Source organism: Paenarthrobacter sp. E2MeOHC11 (genome assembly GCF_058744955.1).
Window position 1 is genome coordinate 125,874 of record NZ_CP196674.1, and the last position, 15,492, is coordinate 141,365.

12 protein-coding genes are annotated in these 15,492 nt (G+C 60.9%); 6 read left to right on the top strand and 6 right to left on the bottom strand.

Going from position 1 to position 15,492, the window contains the following annotated elements; translation table 11 throughout:
- Positions 1-23 precede the first annotated feature (23 nt).
- From ACSSVG_RS23950 to ACSSVG_RS23970, 5 genes are all read left to right on the top strand, one after another.
- The gene (locus ACSSVG_RS23950) at positions 24-1,586 is read left to right on the top strand and encodes a hypothetical protein (RefSeq protein WP_492419436.1); all 1,563 of its coding nucleotides are present in this window, start codon (positions 24-26) and stop codon (positions 1,584-1,586) included.
- Positions 1,583-3,223 (top strand): putative type IV secretion/conjugal transfer ATPase, encoded by a 1,641-nt coding sequence (locus ACSSVG_RS23955; protein WP_492419438.1) that lies wholly within the window; start codon positions 1,583-1,585, stop codon positions 3,221-3,223. The genes ACSSVG_RS23950 and ACSSVG_RS23955 overlap by 4 nt, the downstream gene beginning before the upstream one ends.
- A complete protein-coding gene (locus ACSSVG_RS23960) occupies positions 3,220-4,911 on the top strand; it encodes a type IV secretory system conjugative DNA transfer family protein (RefSeq protein WP_492419440.1) in 1,692 nt (563 codons plus the stop codon). Before ACSSVG_RS23955 ends, ACSSVG_RS23960 begins: the two co-directional genes overlap by 4 nt.
- On the top strand, positions 4,908-5,540 hold the full coding sequence (locus tag ACSSVG_RS23965) for a hypothetical protein (protein WP_492419442.1): 633 nt from the start codon (positions 4,908-4,910) through the stop codon (positions 5,538-5,540). Before ACSSVG_RS23960 ends, ACSSVG_RS23965 begins: the two co-directional genes overlap by 4 nt.
- Before the next feature lie 156 nt (positions 5,541-5,696).
- The gene (locus ACSSVG_RS23970; RefSeq protein WP_492419444.1) at positions 5,697-6,641 is read left to right on the top strand and encodes a hypothetical protein; all 945 of its coding nucleotides are present in this window, start codon (positions 5,697-5,699) and stop codon (positions 6,639-6,641) included.
- A 405-nt stretch (positions 6,642-7,046) separates the two neighbouring features.
- On the opposite strand, the gene ACSSVG_RS23975 is transcribed toward ACSSVG_RS23970, so the two are convergent.
- From ACSSVG_RS23975 to ACSSVG_RS23995, 5 genes are all read right to left on the bottom strand, one after another.
- The gene (locus ACSSVG_RS23975; RefSeq protein WP_492419446.1) at positions 7,047-8,342 is read right to left on the bottom strand and encodes an SAVED domain-containing protein; all 1,296 of its coding nucleotides are present in this window, start codon (positions 8,340-8,342) and stop codon (positions 7,047-7,049) included.
- Positions 8,335-8,862 (bottom strand): Mov34/MPN/PAD-1 family protein, encoded by a 528-nt coding sequence (locus ACSSVG_RS23980; protein ID WP_492419448.1) that lies wholly within the window; start codon positions 8,860-8,862, stop codon positions 8,335-8,337. The genes ACSSVG_RS23975 and ACSSVG_RS23980 overlap by 8 nt, the downstream gene beginning before the upstream one ends.
- Positions 8,859-10,079: a HesA/MoeB/ThiF family protein gene (locus tag ACSSVG_RS23985; RefSeq protein ID WP_492419450.1), complete on the bottom strand. Its 1,221-nt coding sequence runs from the start codon at positions 10,077-10,079 to the stop codon at positions 8,859-8,861. The genes ACSSVG_RS23980 and ACSSVG_RS23985 overlap by 4 nt, the downstream gene beginning before the upstream one ends.
- Before the next feature lie 73 nt (positions 10,080-10,152).
- Positions 10,153-10,740, bottom strand: a complete 588-nt coding sequence (locus ACSSVG_RS23990) for a hypothetical protein (RefSeq protein ID WP_492419452.1) — start codon at positions 10,738-10,740, stop codon at positions 10,153-10,155.
- Positions 10,737-11,699, bottom strand: a complete 963-nt coding sequence (locus tag ACSSVG_RS23995) for a nucleotidyltransferase domain-containing protein (RefSeq protein ID WP_492419454.1) — start codon at positions 11,697-11,699, stop codon at positions 10,737-10,739. The genes ACSSVG_RS23990 and ACSSVG_RS23995 overlap by 4 nt, the downstream gene beginning before the upstream one ends.
- 546 nt (positions 11,700-12,245) lie before the next feature.
- On the opposite strand from ACSSVG_RS23995, the gene ACSSVG_RS24000 reads away from it, so the two are divergent.
- Entirely contained in the window at positions 12,246-14,753 is a 2,508-nt protein-coding gene (locus ACSSVG_RS24000; RefSeq protein ID WP_492419456.1) for a helicase C-terminal domain-containing protein, read from the top strand.
- A 244-nt stretch (positions 14,754-14,997) separates the two neighbouring features.
- On the opposite strand, the gene ACSSVG_RS24005 is transcribed toward ACSSVG_RS24000, so the two are convergent.
- A complete protein-coding gene (locus tag ACSSVG_RS24005; protein WP_492419458.1) occupies positions 14,998-15,123 on the bottom strand; it encodes a hypothetical protein in 126 nt (41 codons plus the stop codon).
- Positions 15,124-15,492 lie beyond the last annotated feature (369 nt).

The following is a 15,492-nucleotide window of genomic DNA, read 5'->3' on the forward strand; positions in this document are numbered from 1 at the left end:
AGAAGTACAAGGAGTAGGTAGTCATGGGAAGAATGGTTGTTGTCGGCGGTGAGGTCCAAAGCCGCGGCCTGTTCGGAGGAAACCGGACAGCACCGGAATGGATCGGCCTGGCTACCTCCATCGGTGCCGCACTGCTGATCGTTGTGGCCGGCGGCAGCCAGCTCGTTGCCCTGATCATCGCAGCGGTGCTGGTCCTGGCGGGGGTCATCCTCACCACGCCCAACAAACTCTCCGGCCACCGCTCCCTGGGCGCCATTTTCGTGGAGCTCCGGCACAAGAAGGTCCGTGCCAAGAACAAGTCCTTGGTCTATGTTCCGGTCAAGGACCGCCCGCAGACGCGGATGATCAAGGCCGGGAAGAAGGACCGGGAACGGGCCGACGAGAACGGCATGATCGAAGTTCCCGTCCGGCACAAGGACAACGCCCCTCTCATGGTGGGCACCGTCCGCCATTTCTCCATCGAAACCCCGGAAGGGCCGTTGGTCATCTTCCGGCATCAGGGCAAGGTCAGGAAGTCCTACTACACGGCCACGATGGAAGTCATGGGATCTTCCTCGGGGATCCGGGAGGAATACCGGAAGGAATCCGGCCACGTCGCCCGTGGCCAGTACCTTGCCCGGCTGGCACGCCGTCAATCCCTCGTCACCCATGTCCAGACGCTGGCCCGGGCTGTGCCGATGGATTCGGCCGATCACCTGCTGTGGGTCAAACGGCGGGTCGCGCAGAACGTTCCGCGGATCCTGTTGGAGTCCTACGGCGAGTTGTGCGAGACGACCCGTTCACGTTCCGAACAGCACCGCACCTATGAGACGTTCCGGATTCCCGGCTCCGCTGCCCTGTACCGGCGGGCGGAAGCTTACGGGTCAGGGGACGAAGGCATTGGTCAGGCGATTTATCAGGAAATCCGCTCTGCCATGGCCCAGGCCTCGATGATGGGTTCGATCACCAATTCCCGGCCTCTTGGCCCGCAGGCGATGGCCGCGCTCCTGCGTCATCTGCAGGATCCGGACTTCGACATTGACGACTACGACGGCGCCAACCTGATGGACTGCTGGCAGCACCTGGACGGCGCGTCCTCTCCCATTTCCCTGGTGGTCAATGATCACTGGCACGTCCGTACCGGTTACGTGCCGGCCTCGGCGTTCAGCCCCGCCCCGATCCCGGTCGAGGCGTTGGAAGCGATTATCAGCGGCATCCAGCCCGCCGTGGTGCATTCGGTGTCCATGGTCATGGAACTTGAAGATGCCCGCAGTGCCCGGTCCAAAGCCCGTTCCGATGCCGCAGAGGACCGGGCCACGAGCAACAAGGTGGCCAAGTCCGGTGTCGTGACCGACGGCACCGAAGAAGTGTTGTTGGGAGCCTCCCACCAGCGGCTCCTGGATCTGAAGCCCGGCTCGGGCCACCACGGCGCGGCCTACGGGCTGTATATCTCCTTCGCAGTGGAGGACGCGAACGAGATCCTGTCCACCACCGACATTGTTGAGGCAGCTGCCTCCGATGCCGGTATCGAGTTCATTGACTGGCTGGATCACCGCAACGACCTTGCCCTGATCACGACCATGCCGTTCACGAGGGGAATCCGATGACCACCACGAACGATGTCAAGCGTCTGAGCCTGCCGTGGGTTCTGGCCAGCAAATCCAAGAGGACCCTCAGGGCGCAAGCCCGCGATGGGCAGCTGGAGCTCGAAGCAGCTGCAGCCGATACCGCGGCCGAAGGCTTGCGACGGAACAAACCGATGAGCAAGCGTGCGGTGAAGAAGGCCGAGAAGAAGGAAGCCAAAGACCGTGAGCTGGTAGAGGCAAAAGCGAACGCCAAGACCCGGTGGCACCACGAGCGGAAGTGGGCGTTCGCGTCGAAACTGGGATTCTATGACCCGGCCGCACCGGGCATTGCCTCTTCCACACGGCAGATGGAGTTCTCCCATATGGCGATTGCTTCCCCGCCGACCTCGCACCGCGGCCTGGTCTTCGGCGTGGACGCCGGGTCGGGGTGGATGATCGTCCATGACCCGTTCACCGCCTACGGTGACACCCTCGAATCTCCGAACGTCTGCTACATCGGTGACCTCGGCCAAGGGAAGTCCTCAGCCATGAAAACGTGGGGCGTACTGCGTCAACTGATCCTCGGCCGCCGCGTCGTGGTGATCGATAAGAAGTACCAGAAAGACGTCGGCGGCGGCGAGTACACACCCCTTGCACGGAAGCTCGGCGTCGCCCCGGTCCGCTTCAGCATCGGTGGCGGCGGATCCCGGATCAACATCCTGGACCCCCGCATCGCAGCCCGCCTGAACGAGGAAACCCACGACAGCGCAGAGTCGCTGAGCACCCCTGCCGGCCAGTCCATGCTGGTTCGTGCCGTCATGGAAGAGGCCCTCCGCCGGCCCATGACGCCCAAGGAAGGCAAAGCCGTCCGGATGGCGCACAGGCAGGCGTTGACGGAGGCTAAGAAGGCCGGGGAAGTCGCGCACATCGGGCACGTCCTCAAAGCCCTCTACGCGCCCAACGAAGACGCCGCCAGGGCCACGAACCTGACTGTGGAAGAGCTGCGGGAATGGGGCCAGGATCCGGCGTTCGAACTGGAACGCATGATCGAGGACGACCTGGCCGGTCTGATCGACGGGGAGACCAGCGCTGACATCCAGCTCAACGCAGGCCTGACGGTCTTCGATGTGTCGCTGCTTCCCGAAGACGGCCCGGCGCTGCCGATCGTCATGACGATCATCAACACCTGGTTGGCGAACACCCTCTACCGTCAGGAAGAAGCAGTCCCCACGGTCCTGCTGATTGAAGAGGCCTGGCACACCGTCCAGGGTTCGGTGGCCACGGTGACCCGCCGCAACACCAAGCTCTCGCGTGCACTGTCCCTGTCGTGCCAGTTCGCGTTCCACCACATCTCGGACATCCCGGCCGACAGTCCGGCGATCTCCATGCTTAAGGAGTGCGGCACGGTCCTGTTGTACAAGCAGCAAAAGAGTGCTGACGCGTTGGCGTGTGAAGAGATGTTCACCCTCCCAGTCGGGTCGGCCGAGGTCATCACCAAACTGGTCAAGGGCACCTGCCTGTTCAAGATCGACCAATATGATCCCTTCGAGGCCATCCACGTCCGCAGCCCCCTGGAAGTCGAGCTGACCGACACGGACGGCGCCATGAAGTCCACCTCCACCATCGCGTTCACCGAAGAACCCATCATCGATGAAGCCATGGAGGTTATTCCGGCATGAGCAAACAAACCTCAACAGACACCCTGATGAAGCTCGGGCTTGCCGGCTTCGTTGTTGTGCTGACAGGCCTCGCCTGGGTCTCCGCATTCCTCGGTGAGATGCTGACGCCCACGGGAATGCCATGGACCAACGTCACGGAGTTGGTGGCGCGGTTCAAGGAAGGCACCTTCGCCTGGCCAGGAGCCGCGACATGGATACTGATCGTGCTCGCAATACTCGCTTTCCTGGGGATTGCGTTCATCACCATCGTGCTCGGGGGTAACAAGCCGAAGGACGACGGCCTGCCCAGGTACAAGGACCTCGAGCCCCGGATGGGCAAGAAGGCAGCCTTGGCCAAAGCCCGGCAGTCACTCCACCTGCCCGAAGACGCGGCCGAAGCGGATATCATCGTCCCCGCGTTCAAACTCGACGGCAAAGTCCTCTACGTCCAGCACGAAGACTCCATGTGGGTCTACGCGCCGCAGCGCTCAGGAAAGACGCTCTATATCGCCGTCGGAATCGTATTGGATGCCCCCGGCCCGGTGCTGGCGACGTCCACGAAAAACGACCTGCTGATGTACACAGCGGTGACGCGCAAGCGGCGCGGCCATGCGCAGGTCTTTGACTTGCAGGACATTTCCGGTTGGCCCGACACGATCAGCTGGAGCCCTGTGGCCGGGTGTGAAGACCCGGACGAAGCCCTCGCCCGCGGCAAAGCCTGGGCCGGTGCCCAGCCGATGGGGAACGTGAAGAACGGGGACTGGTTCAACTCCAAGGCCGCAGCCATTCTTGGCCGGTTCCTGCACGCCGCGGCCCTCGATGGTGGAACCATTGAGGATGTCGTGCGCTGGTCCAACAACTTCGCGGATCCCGAACCTTTGGAAATCCTCCGCGAACATGGGGCACCGGCCGCGTTCGCTGAACGCCTGCAGGCGCTGACTTCCTCCCGCGCGGGCGAAACGGTGGACTCGATCCAGGAAACCCTCGCCGGCCTGCTGGAGCCGCTGTCCTCGCCGAAGGCCCTGAAGCTCCTCACCCCTGGCGAAGGCCAGGGGTTCAACGTGGACAACTTCCTGACGGGGGCAAATACCCTGTACCTGCTCACGGACGGAGAAGATTCCCCGGTTGCTCCGTTGGTGACGATGTTCGCGGACCATGTCTTCCGTAAAGCCCAGAAGATCTCCCAGACCCGCGCCGGCGGTCGTTTGTGGCCGGTGTTCACGATGGTTCTGGATGAAGCTCCCAACGTTGCGGCCTTTCCGAAGATGGCCGGTGCCCTTTCGGACTCCGGCGGCCGCGGTATCCGCATTATCGGGTTCAGTCAGTCGTTCGCTCAGAACCGTGCCCGTTGGGGAGACGATGGGGCCAAAGCGATCCGTGGGACATCGTCCCTTCGCCTGTTTCTTCCCGGTCTGGAAGAGATGGCCGAACTTGAAACCGTCGCCAAAGCTGCCGGGCCGACCACGCATCAGCGTGTTTCGACGTCGCGGGGCAAGGGCGGTTCGTCGAAGACCACCAGTGAAGAGGAACGTCCTGCGATCCGCGCCCACCAAATCCAGCAACTGGAACAGGGCAAGGCCTTCATGCACTACACCAACGTCCGCCCTGCCGTCGTGGAACTGACCCCGTACTGGCAACGCGATGACGTTGAGCAGATCAAGAAGGACAAGCAGGCCGCCGAGGCCCTGACCCGCCGGATCACCGCATGAGCGAGGACCCCTACGGCGACATCCCGCTGCCGGACGAGGAACCTGCACCGGAAGACGCGGGTTCAGGCAGCGAGGCAGGGGCAGCAGGCATAGCACCGGCCGGCGTTGACGGGGACGGCGTATTGCCCTCGGTCGAGGAACTGGTACTGGACCATGATGGCCAGCTGGGCCAGCTGCGCGCAGACGTTGATGGGTTGGTTGGACTGGTCGGGGATCTTCTCCGGAAGCCGCCCGCCGAGAAGCCGGCGCCCTGGAACTGGAAGGAATTGGACGGCCCCGGACAGGCAGCCCTTCTCACGGAACTGCGTCAGTGGGTTGACTGGTACAACGGCCGCTACGGTGTCACGGCCGATTCCAGGATCCTAGGCTGCTGGTACCGCCACGGCCCGGTCGTGGAAGAACTCATCGGCGTGTGGATCGGCTGGCGGGCAGCCTACTATGGCCACCAGGCTCCGAACGATGCCGCTGCGTACTGGCACGAACGGATCCTGTGGCCCGCCCTGGCGCGGATCACTAAGAGCAACTGGGGCCTTTCGGCGTGCATCCCCACACACAAAGACCCCCGGCCCAAGTCTGAGCCTTCTACCGATGACGGCTTCTCAGCCTTTGTCTCCGCCCTGAATGGCTGAGCGTATGTCCGGGATCCTCCGCGCAGCGCGAGCTTGGCATGGCTTCTTGGGGTCCTTCACGGCACAAAGCCGGCGTCGGAGAGAGCGGGAATGATTATCGCTTGTGTTGCTGTCCCGCGGCATCAGAGACTCGGCCCGAACGGATGTGAAGAATGCGTGCAAGCTCTCTTGCATGCCGTGCGTGAACAGCCCACACCACGGAAGGCTGTCGAACACTTCAGTGCTGCTGCACGTGAAGCCCGCGAGGAAATACGACGCCGACAGCGCTGGTGGGTCCGCAAGGACCCAGTAGAGCCCAGCCACGACTTCGCGTTTGCGATCGCAGCCAAGGAAATGTCTGCGATCGAAGCGTTCTGGGTGGAGAACCCGAGGGAACGGGGCTTCCCCTCCCGGAAGGCCTATGAGACTTTCAAGAAGAACGAACTGGGTATTGAGGGCGGCCCCGCTTCGTTGACCTACCACGAAACCATGGCGCTGCTGGCTGGGTATCCATCGGCCTACCGCCTTGGCCCTGACCCAGCCGTGTTCGAGTTGCTGGAACAGCACCGCGACACGATCTGGGACAGCGTTCCCGAAAACATCCAGCGGATACTACAAAACCACGCCAAGGACGACTACAACGGTTGGGGTCGGGTTAACAGTGCACACGTGCAGCAGCTCGCAGCGTGGATCGGTGACCATGGCCAGCTGCCCCGGCCCGTGGCTACATACAGGCAGGAATCGCTCACCTACTCGCACGACCGGAAGTGGTGGGACCGCGTCTTGGCGCTGACCCCAGGGGACACCATCAGCTGGGATGACCGCCCGGTTTCAACTTCGGTTGATCCGGGCTTTACCCGGCAGCCCACACCAGGCCTGGGCGCTGATGAGGAATGGACCAAGCAGCACCGATACATTCACTTCATCATCACCGCCACAAAGGGCTTCTACTTGGGGTCGGCAACGGCAATGCAATTCGATGAACATGAGCTCATTCTCAAACCCGGTCAGCTGTACCGTGTCACAGGCATCCGGCAGCACAGCACGCCGAACATGCAGGGCAGACGATATGGGGCAGGAAACCGTGTCTACATCGTGCTGGAGGAAGTACCAGGAGCTTAGTCCAGCAAACCGTTCGCCGGCGGAGAAAGTCACTGGAGCGCCAATGCGGCCTACTCCTAAGGGCTACGGTGCCGCTTGCGGGTCAATGTTCGGCACTTCACCGCATGGTCCGTCCCGCCGGCGAGGTTCCTTCAGAGCCTGCGACGCTTGCTCAAGGAGCTGCCGGATGGGTTCGGAGGCTGCCGGGTCCGCGCGCTGGCTGCGTTGGGCGCTGAGGTACAATCGAAGTGCTCTGTGATCGCGTCGATGGTCTTGGGTGAGTTCGTTCCGACTCCCAGACTGACGGAGTGGTCCAGGGCAGGGCGCTGGGCGTCGGCTTCAACCCGCACGGCCCTCAGGGCTTTGTTCTCTTTGCCCTGGTGGACTAATCCTGATTCAGAAGCAACAGCCGGCGAGAGTTGGGATTCAGTTGAGGAGGACTTCCTCGATCGCTCCGTCACGGGCCCCGGCGCGGACACGTAGGGCGGAAATGTAGCTCGGCCTGAAATGGTCGTCGGTCTCTGCTTCCGAGTCGTCCCATTCGTAGAGCACGCCCCTTAGCGTGTTCATGAGGCGTCCGATCAAAACGGCAAGGGGAAACGGACACCGCAGCAGTATGTGTACTTCGGCGTTTCCATTCTCGTTTGAGAGTGCCCTGATGTGCGCTGCAACTTCAGCGGCAAGTTTGCCTGCAGTAGCGGGATCCAGGAGCTCATCTGTGCTGCTTCTAAGGTGAATCCATGATTTCAGGATGTCGCCGTGTTCCTCGAGATACTTCTCAAAGGCAGCGTTGCTTCTCTGGTTGAGGAGATCAACGTATGCAGCAACGGCAGGCCTGCCGGGTTTGCTTGCTGATGGGTTGGTCCCTGAATCATTGATTGATGTCATGGGGAAGGTGCTGAACCGGGGTTCGCCATCGCTGGCCCAGATATTTCCTTGCTGGTCTGTAACTTCCATGACGCCGACCCTTGAGGAGGGCAGGGAGGCGCCTATGGCGAAAGCAACGGACAAGTGGGCACCTCCTTGAATTCGTATCTTGCGGGCGCCCGTACGCGTGACGGCGTCAGGAAGGAACCCTAGGGTGTCCTTTAGGTCGATCAGCCCTTCGCGGCTCGGCAATCGTTCGTGGTCGGATGGTCGAACGCGAATGTCCAATTGGCCGCCTGTCCGGTCGTAGACCTGGGCCACATTGCGGGTCTGAACGGACAACGCGAAAGTGTGATCATTGCGGGCAACCTCTTGGCGATGCGTGGCTAGACGGTGCCAGAGCATCTTCCTGACCACGGTCCGAAGTCCCTCGCGATGAGTTGGGTGCTGGTCAACGCCGCTAAGTGTCTTTTCTGCCATCCCGAGTAGCCGTTCGGGGGCGGAGTAGTCAATTTTGCCGGGGGATTTTTCAACAGCGTTCGCTATGCCCAATGCGAAGCTTTCGTGAGCTTTGTGGGAAGCAAACAAGAGCGGGGCCTCTACCCGCTTGACCACCTCGCTCTCTGTAACCTCTGGCGTAGTGATCAGCACTCCGCCTGAAATGCCATCTCCGATTGCTTGGCGCAGGCGGGCTTCGGTGTCGCCAGGAGGCAGATCGTCGCGGTCCCGCCACACAGGAATGCCGCCTGCGCGCATTAGCCATGCCAGCTCTGCACAGATCTCTGTTCCATCTGACTGCCTGTATGAGATGAAGATGGGATCGGCGGGTTCGTGGGCGGAAATAATGTCAGCCAATGTGTTCCTCACTATTGATAGAGACAGAGGGCGCTGCTTTTGCGGGGGCGTCGGAAATAGTTGCTGGTACTGGGCGGGCGGATTTTCGATCGATGACCCACGGAACCATCAGGACTTCCCCCGTGGGAGAGTGCCCAACAAGAATGGAAACAAAACGGGTGAATCCAAGCTCAGGGTCATTCAAGTGCTTGGAATACGCATCGAGATCGTATTGGCTCGGCCGGAGGTCACCGGATGGGTGGGTGTGCCATTCCCCGATCCACTGGCTTCGGTCTGTCGCCCATGCGCGGGCAGCAAGTTCTTGGGCGTGGGCCAAGTCGCGGAGGAAACGGTTGGTTTCCCGGATGGCGTTCGGGCCGGGTCCTCCGGCGTGACGGATCGCGATGGTCTGGCTGTCGTCTGTGCCGAGTAGTATCCCGCCGGTCTCTGACCCGTCGCGGGAACGGGCAGCCTCCCTTTCGATGTCGCTTAACGAGCGCAGATGGATGCGAAGATGCGGGCCGTCATCAGGGCTGTTCATTTGACACCGCATGTCGGACATTCATCCCTTGGTTTGGGGATAGTTGACCAGCAGATCCCGGCAGCAGCCTTGGCGTCAAAAGGTGCGGCGAGGTCTCCTGACGGCCGCAGGCCGATCACCGCATGTTCCCCTGGGAGAGCCTGGGTGTGGTCTCCGTGCAAGGACTCGAGTAGCGTGGCTACGCCCATTTTCGCCGCCATTGTTCCCATGAGGTGCAGATCTGGCGGCACCGCAGTCATGGGCTGATGTACTCGGCCTGTGCCGTAGTCCAGTTCTTGGTCTGCTTCGGCGTCCATGGCACCCGCCTCATCGAGGTGCGCACGGAAGCACAGGAGACACCCAAACCGCGGCGTAGGACGGAGTCTCAGGAGCTCGCCGATTGCCCCGTTATCCAGGACACATGCCATGATGGCAGGTTTTCCAGCCCGGCGGGCGAGGTGGCTGACGACTCGACGGGGAGCTATGCCGTCCGCAGCGCAGATCACTAGATCAACTTCGTTGATCAAGGGGCGCAAAAGATGGGTTTGGTTGACTACATCAATGGGAAGCGCTTCGACATCCTGCAGAGGCCACTTAACTTTCAGATGCGCCTTCAGCGCGTCTACTTTTCGCCTCCCAACACTCTCTGGGCCGAGACTATGCCGCAAGATGTTATGCCATAGAAAACGGTCGGGGTCAGCAAGAAGAACACGGCCAACACCGTAGCCGGCCAGAGCTTCCGCTACTGCGCTACCGATGCTGCCGCACCCAACGACCAGAACGGAAGTACCCGCCAGGTGCTCGATGGGCCATCTACCCGCAAGCTGCAGCAAGCCAACCACTTCGGGCTCCACCTCAATCGCAATGGGTCTGACCCCGCTTCGTTCCACGTTCCATCCAGCGAATTCGTGGACTCCCGCCTGAAGGTTTTCCGCAGAACGCTCGGGGTCGTGCGTAATCACCAGCGCGGCGTTACGACCGGGGTCGACAACGCCAGGAACCATTTCCCGGAACCATTCGTAACTCATGACACCACTGGGCCGACTGATCAGATAGCGGTGGGCACCGTTGATCTCGTCATGCGGCTTCCTGAACCACTGTCCGCCCATAGGCTCACCATCCCACTTAAGGGTTTGGTATGCCGAGGGGATGTCAACCGGCAACGTGATACTTCCCGTGGACGAGGACGAGGTAAGCGCACTCACGACGTACATGTCCTCGGAGCGAACGTAACGCATCCGGATCCTGCCGGAAGCCTCCGTAGTGTTCGAAATCTTTGTGGCCGCGTCCCGGGGGAGGACTATGAAGGGATTAATTGGTGGCAATAGGATCCTCGGTGTCAGGGGCTTCCGCATCGGCGCAGGTGTATTCAGTAATCAGGTGATCGAAGGACGAGTCTGTAACGATGCCTCGTACCGACATTTCTTGGATTGCCCCGCACTTCATCAGGGCGTACTCGATGCGCCATCCCGCGGCCTTAGCAAGCAGTTCAGTGATGCTGGCTTCAGGATTCCAACCGCCTTCGCTTTGGAGCAGGCACAAAGAACCTCCAGGAGCGACATGCCACACCGAGCGTGATTCTTCCTGGAGCGTGGGTTCGACGCTCACGGGAAAAATTGTCGGGGCAATCATTGGATGCGCAGCTGAATACACCACCGCGACCACCAGCCCCGTCGGGCCGATCAGTTCTTTCAGGCCCTCCGGCACTGACCGCTCGAACGGCCAAAGAGGCAACTCTCCCAACCAACCGCCGTGAATGTACTCCCCGATCCCTGATGGATCGATTCCGTGGTACTCCAGATTCGGAGCGAACATGGCAACTTCCCTACGATCACGTTCCAGCCTCGCAGGCTCGGCATCCTGCCAATACACCGGTTCAGCGGTCCTGAGAGAGGTCATCCCTGGGGAGTGTCCTTGACTGTTCGCGGCACCTCGGGCGCGATGGCTGGGAGAGGGCTCCCCGTTGAAGAAGGTTTGGGGAAGTCTTCGCCGAACACATTGCCCCAGTGCTGAATGGCCGCGGCAACGTTTTCGTTGTTTTGTGCTTGAAACCCGCGAACCGCGGCATCACGAGCTTCCTGTAGGCAGCTAGCGAACTCCTCGTAATCGAGGTCTGATTGGATGGTTCCGCAGATACCCGCTGGGTCGACTACTTCGCGGCCACCGTCGATGGCGTAAAAGGCGCTGACGAAGAAATCCTTGAGCGCGACTGGCCGGGTCCGATCGGTCGGGAGGAACTCCAGGGCGAGGACCTCCATCACCAAAGATTTGACCTTGGTGTCCTGTTGGGACGCCCACCGCTTGAGCATGCGGACGGTGCCGGCGTAATTGCCCCACTCTGCGTGCTTTTTCGCGACTTCGCTGATGAGATACTCGGGGTCGGCTGGAACCCATTCCTTTGAAGCGGCCTCGGGGATGCACAGCATGCCATTGCGACGAAGGGCGGGCATCGCGTCCACGGTGAAAGCGTTGGGGTCCTCGGGATCATCCAGGAAGCACTTCACTGCATGATTGCGCGGGCTGGCCAGCCGGACCGCCTTGTCGAAGGTCCCGTTTGTGGCTCCGAGCAGAGTATTGACACGAGTCCTGGTGTAGTCGAGTGCGTCCTCCGCTGAAGTGCCAGGCGCACTCCAGCCTGGATGTTGTGAGCCGTCGTAGATGATGACGACGTCGACGTCATGGATGGGGTCCTTGTGTGTGCCTCTGGCCAGCGAACCTGATGCAATCACCTCGTTGACGTCGCCTTCGGTCAGGAATGCGTCCCGAAAGAGGTCTCTGCGACGGCGGGCTTCTTTTACCTGTTCGGCGTCAGCGTTGACAATGCCCTGAAATTCGTCGAAAGCGTCAGCTACGCTCACCCTTGGTTCCCCTTACATAGTGGCCATGACCCAACATGTAGTACAAAACTATCGATTGATGACTACATGTTGTATTACAAGTATGTCATTCGATTGGTGAAAGTGTGGTCTGGAGTCCCTCAGGAGTCCCTCAGGAGTGGCTCAAGATTTGCTCAAGATTTGCTGAGCCTGGCTGTCGCCGCGCTCCGCCAGGTTAGCCTCTTTAATCTGGAGCCTGTGAAAGGCCATCCGGGGGAGATCCCGTCGTTGCTGCGTTCAGCGTTCGAAGTTGCCGAGGCACAAGGTCTAACGATCCCTGCGCTTGCGAGCGAGCTGGCATGCAAACCTGCTCGCGTACGAATGCTGTTGGGACAAAAAGACACTCGACCTGCGCTAAGGATCGTTTGACCTGGCAGGCGCCACACCGGGCAAAAACCCACAGGGAATCCTGGCTCAACGGCCGCGTGCGAAAGCCCTGACATTACGCTTCATGGGTCCAGTCAGGGGGCATCGCAGCCAGTAGTCTTATCCATCATCATTACGTTCGCGACATATTGGGGTACAAACATGGCATTCGACTTCGGAAAACTAGCACTGGGCGGGGAACTGTCGTCCATCACCGATCCGGAGGCCTTGTTCGATGCTCTGCCAAACAAGGAGGAAGGTTACGGCTACCTGCGGTCGGTGCAAAGCGATGTACTGCAGGCATGGGAGGGCCGTCGCGACCAGCGGGACCTCGTCATTAAGACCAACACGGGCGGCGGGAAGACAATCGTCGGACTGCTGATACTCCAATGCTCACTAAACGAGGGCCGCGGGCCAGCCATGTACGTCACGGCCGACGCCCACCTCGCTGCCCAAGTAAGGGCCGAAGCCAGTGCGCTCGGACTAGAAGTAACAGATTCGCCAGACGATGAGAGCTTCCTCTTCTCCCAAGCCATCCTTGTGGTCTCCGTCGGCGTTCTCATTAACGGCAAGACCCGCTTCGGGCTCGAAGGCAGCACAACCTCACGGCAGCCCATCACTGTGGGCAGCGTCGTGATCGACGATGCGCACGCGGCAGTAATGGAACTGGAAGGCAAATCAACCCTCCGCATCCCAGCCACCCATGCAGCCTACGAAAAGGTTCTAAATCTCTTCGTCGACGACCTGGAAGCCCAAAGCAGCACAACGCTGATGGACATCGCATCCGGAGTGCACTCGGCGGTCCTGCGGATCCCGTTCTGGTCCTGGCGCAAAAAACGAAGCCAAGTCCTCGAAGCGCTTTATCCACACAGCAAAGAGGCGCCCTTCGAATGGGTGTGGCCCCTACTGGCAGACGAACTGGAACTTTGCCAAGCGGCCGTGACCTCGGCCGGGCTGGAAATCAAGCCGCAATGCCCTCCTATCCAAAAATTCCCCAGCTTCTCAGAGGCCCAACGACGGGTCTACTTGACAGCTACCCTGGCCGAGGACAGCGTCCTGGTGTCCCATTTTGACGCTGATCCGGCCAGCGTTGCGGACCCCGTCGTGCCTGCGTCGGCGACCGATCTCGGGGACCGGCTCATCCTCGCCCCTATGTCGCTCAACCCTCGCATCAAACATGAGCAGGTCCGGGAGATGGCGGCCGGGCTCGCCGAACGACACAACGTTGTTGTCCTCGTGCCTAGCCACGCCCAAGCGGGGGAGTGGGCTCAGGTGGCAAAAGCCACCGTCAGCACAATGGATGAGATCGGCGAGCAGGTACAACGGCTCAATGCCGGCCACGTCGGTCTGGTGGTCATCGTCAACCGGTATGACGGAATAGACCTTCCCGGCGATGCCTGCCGTGTCCTCATCATTGATGGCATCCCAGAGGCGTACACAGGCCTTGAGCGCCGTGAAGCAGCTGCCTTGCGCAAGAGCAGAGCCATGACCTCCCGGCAGGTACAGCGCGTCGAACAGGGCATGGGCCGCGGAGTGCGCAGCCGCGATGACCGCTGCGCAGTGGTCATTCTCGGTGCTGGCCTCACCCGCCTCCTCGCAAACGCTGACGCAGCAAGTCAGCTTTCCCCCGCCACACGGGCGCAATTGAACATGTCACGTACCGTCGCAGCAGGCATGAAGGACGCCTATGCGCAGGACATCGTCTCCGTCATTGAACAGGTAGTCTCCGGGGACCAAAAATTCCGCGAGGCGTCCCGCGGCGCCCTCAAGGGCGTCGTCTACGGACCCGCTACAGTCGACCCTGCCGCAACTCACCTCAGAAGGGCCTATAACGCAGCGGTACGCCGTGACGCCCGTGCGGCCGCCGCGCACGCACAAGAGGCCGTTGCCGCCGCCCATGCTGACGGCGATGCACGCTATGGCGGCTGGCTTTCCGAGACCCTGGCCGGCTACATAGATGCATTCGACACGGCTAAGGCGCAGGCTGAATTGGCCGAGGGAAGAAAGCATAATATGGCTACCCTGCGCCCGATAGTTAGCGCAGGATACGAACCGGTCGAGGCTGCCTCAGCCCAAGCCGACGCATGCCGCGACTACATCCGCGAAAACTACGCCAACGGGGCCGAACTGATCTTGGGCGGCCAAGCGATCCTCGACGACCTGAGCTGGAACACCAACCGCACTGCGGAGGCGGAGGCGGCACTGGAGGATCTCGCCGAGCTTTTAGGCATCCGGGGACAGCAGCCGGAGAAAGAACAAGGCGTGGGCCCTGATGTTCTCTGGGCCCTCGGCAACCACACCTACGCGGTGATTGAGGCTAAAACCGGTTCCCAAAGTGATGTCATCTTCAAGAAAGACATCAACCAGCTCGCCGGCTCCGTCAACTGGTGCGAGATAAACTACGGCACGGACGCGCACATCATCCCTGTCATGGTTCACCGCAAGACAACCGTCGAACGCACCGGTACCCCGCCATCCGGAACGCGCATAGTAAACGGGAATGGACTGAAGGCGCTGAAGAACGCCGTGGGATCCTTCCTCCTCGCCGTTGGTGACGACTTTGGCGACGCGGCCAAGATCTCTACTTTGTTGAAGGAAACCGGACTTACTGCCGAGCATATATTCGCTGCAGACTCGCCGTACTCCGCACCCGCCAGCACACAACGATGACTGAGCAATCAGACGACGTACGGCCCATCGGTGGAGTGATCTCTTGGAATTTGTCGCAGGCATAACGTCCGCATGGGGCTCATTGTCACGTCCGGGGAGTGGGAATACGGGCTGCCCCACATCGCCAAAACGGGCTCACTGTGGCGTCTGATGCCGGCGGTGATGGCTCTGTTGACCGCGTCGGGGGAGAGCTGTCCTTTGTTCTTCTCGGCTCCTCGCCAGAGGAAGTAACCGATGAGCTGGATCAGGAAGGGGTATCCGCCCGTGGCGGTGCTGCTGCACGGACCAGTACAGGTGCGATGTTGATGTCTGCGGCGGCGAACGTGTCGGTGTAGGGCTTCTCGACGTCGAGGATGGCCGCCTTGTGCAAGGTCGATTTTTGTCCGCCCTGCGAAGGAACGTCGCAACACCTTCGTTGAGTAGGTCCGATATACTGCTGAGGGCAGTCCGGCGAAGATCAACGCGATCGGTAGCCGGTCCTGGATCAAGTGCTCCCTTGGGGTCCAGCTGGGCAGGCTCAGCGCGGTCAACAGCATGGATCTCTTCCACCGTGATCAACAGCCCGGTGCCGCGTTCATCAAGGAGGCGGCCGCATCTTCCTTGTCCATGGGCACGATGATGCCAAAAAGTTTTCAGCTGGCACGCTTTCTAAAAGATCTAACGGGACGTGATCCCGTCATACTGCACGAGCAGCCCAACAATGGTGCTGTCCTCTGTTGGCGTCTCTTGCCAAGGAAAA

Bases quoted from the DNA above. Each gene is read 5' to 3' on its own strand.
- ACSSVG_RS23965 (WP_492419442.1), top strand. From the start codon at position 4,908: ATGAGCGAGGACCCCTACGGCGACATCCCGCTGCCGGACGAGGAACCT.
- ACSSVG_RS24000 (WP_492419456.1), top strand. From the start codon at position 12,246: ATGGCATTCGACTTCGGAAAACTAGCACTGGGCGGGGAACTGTCGTCC.
- ACSSVG_RS23960 (WP_492419440.1), top strand. From the start codon at position 3,220: ATGAGCAAACAAACCTCAACAGACACCCTGATGAAGCTCGGGCTTGCC.
- ACSSVG_RS23950 (WP_492419436.1), top strand. From the start codon at position 24: ATGGGAAGAATGGTTGTTGTCGGCGGTGAGGTCCAAAGCCGCGGCCTG.
- ACSSVG_RS23955 (WP_492419438.1), top strand. From the start codon at position 1,583: ATGACCACCACGAACGATGTCAAGCGTCTGAGCCTGCCGTGGGTTCTG.
- ACSSVG_RS23980 (WP_492419448.1), bottom strand. From the start codon at position 8,862: ATGAACAGCCCTGATGACGGCCCGCATCTTCGCATCCATCTGCGCTCG.
- ACSSVG_RS23985 (WP_492419450.1), bottom strand. From the start codon at position 10,079: ATGCGTTACGTTCGCTCCGAGGACATGTACGTCGTGAGTGCGCTTACC.
- ACSSVG_RS23990 (WP_492419452.1), bottom strand. From the start codon at position 10,740: ATGACCTCTCTCAGGACCGCTGAACCGGTGTATTGGCAGGATGCCGAG.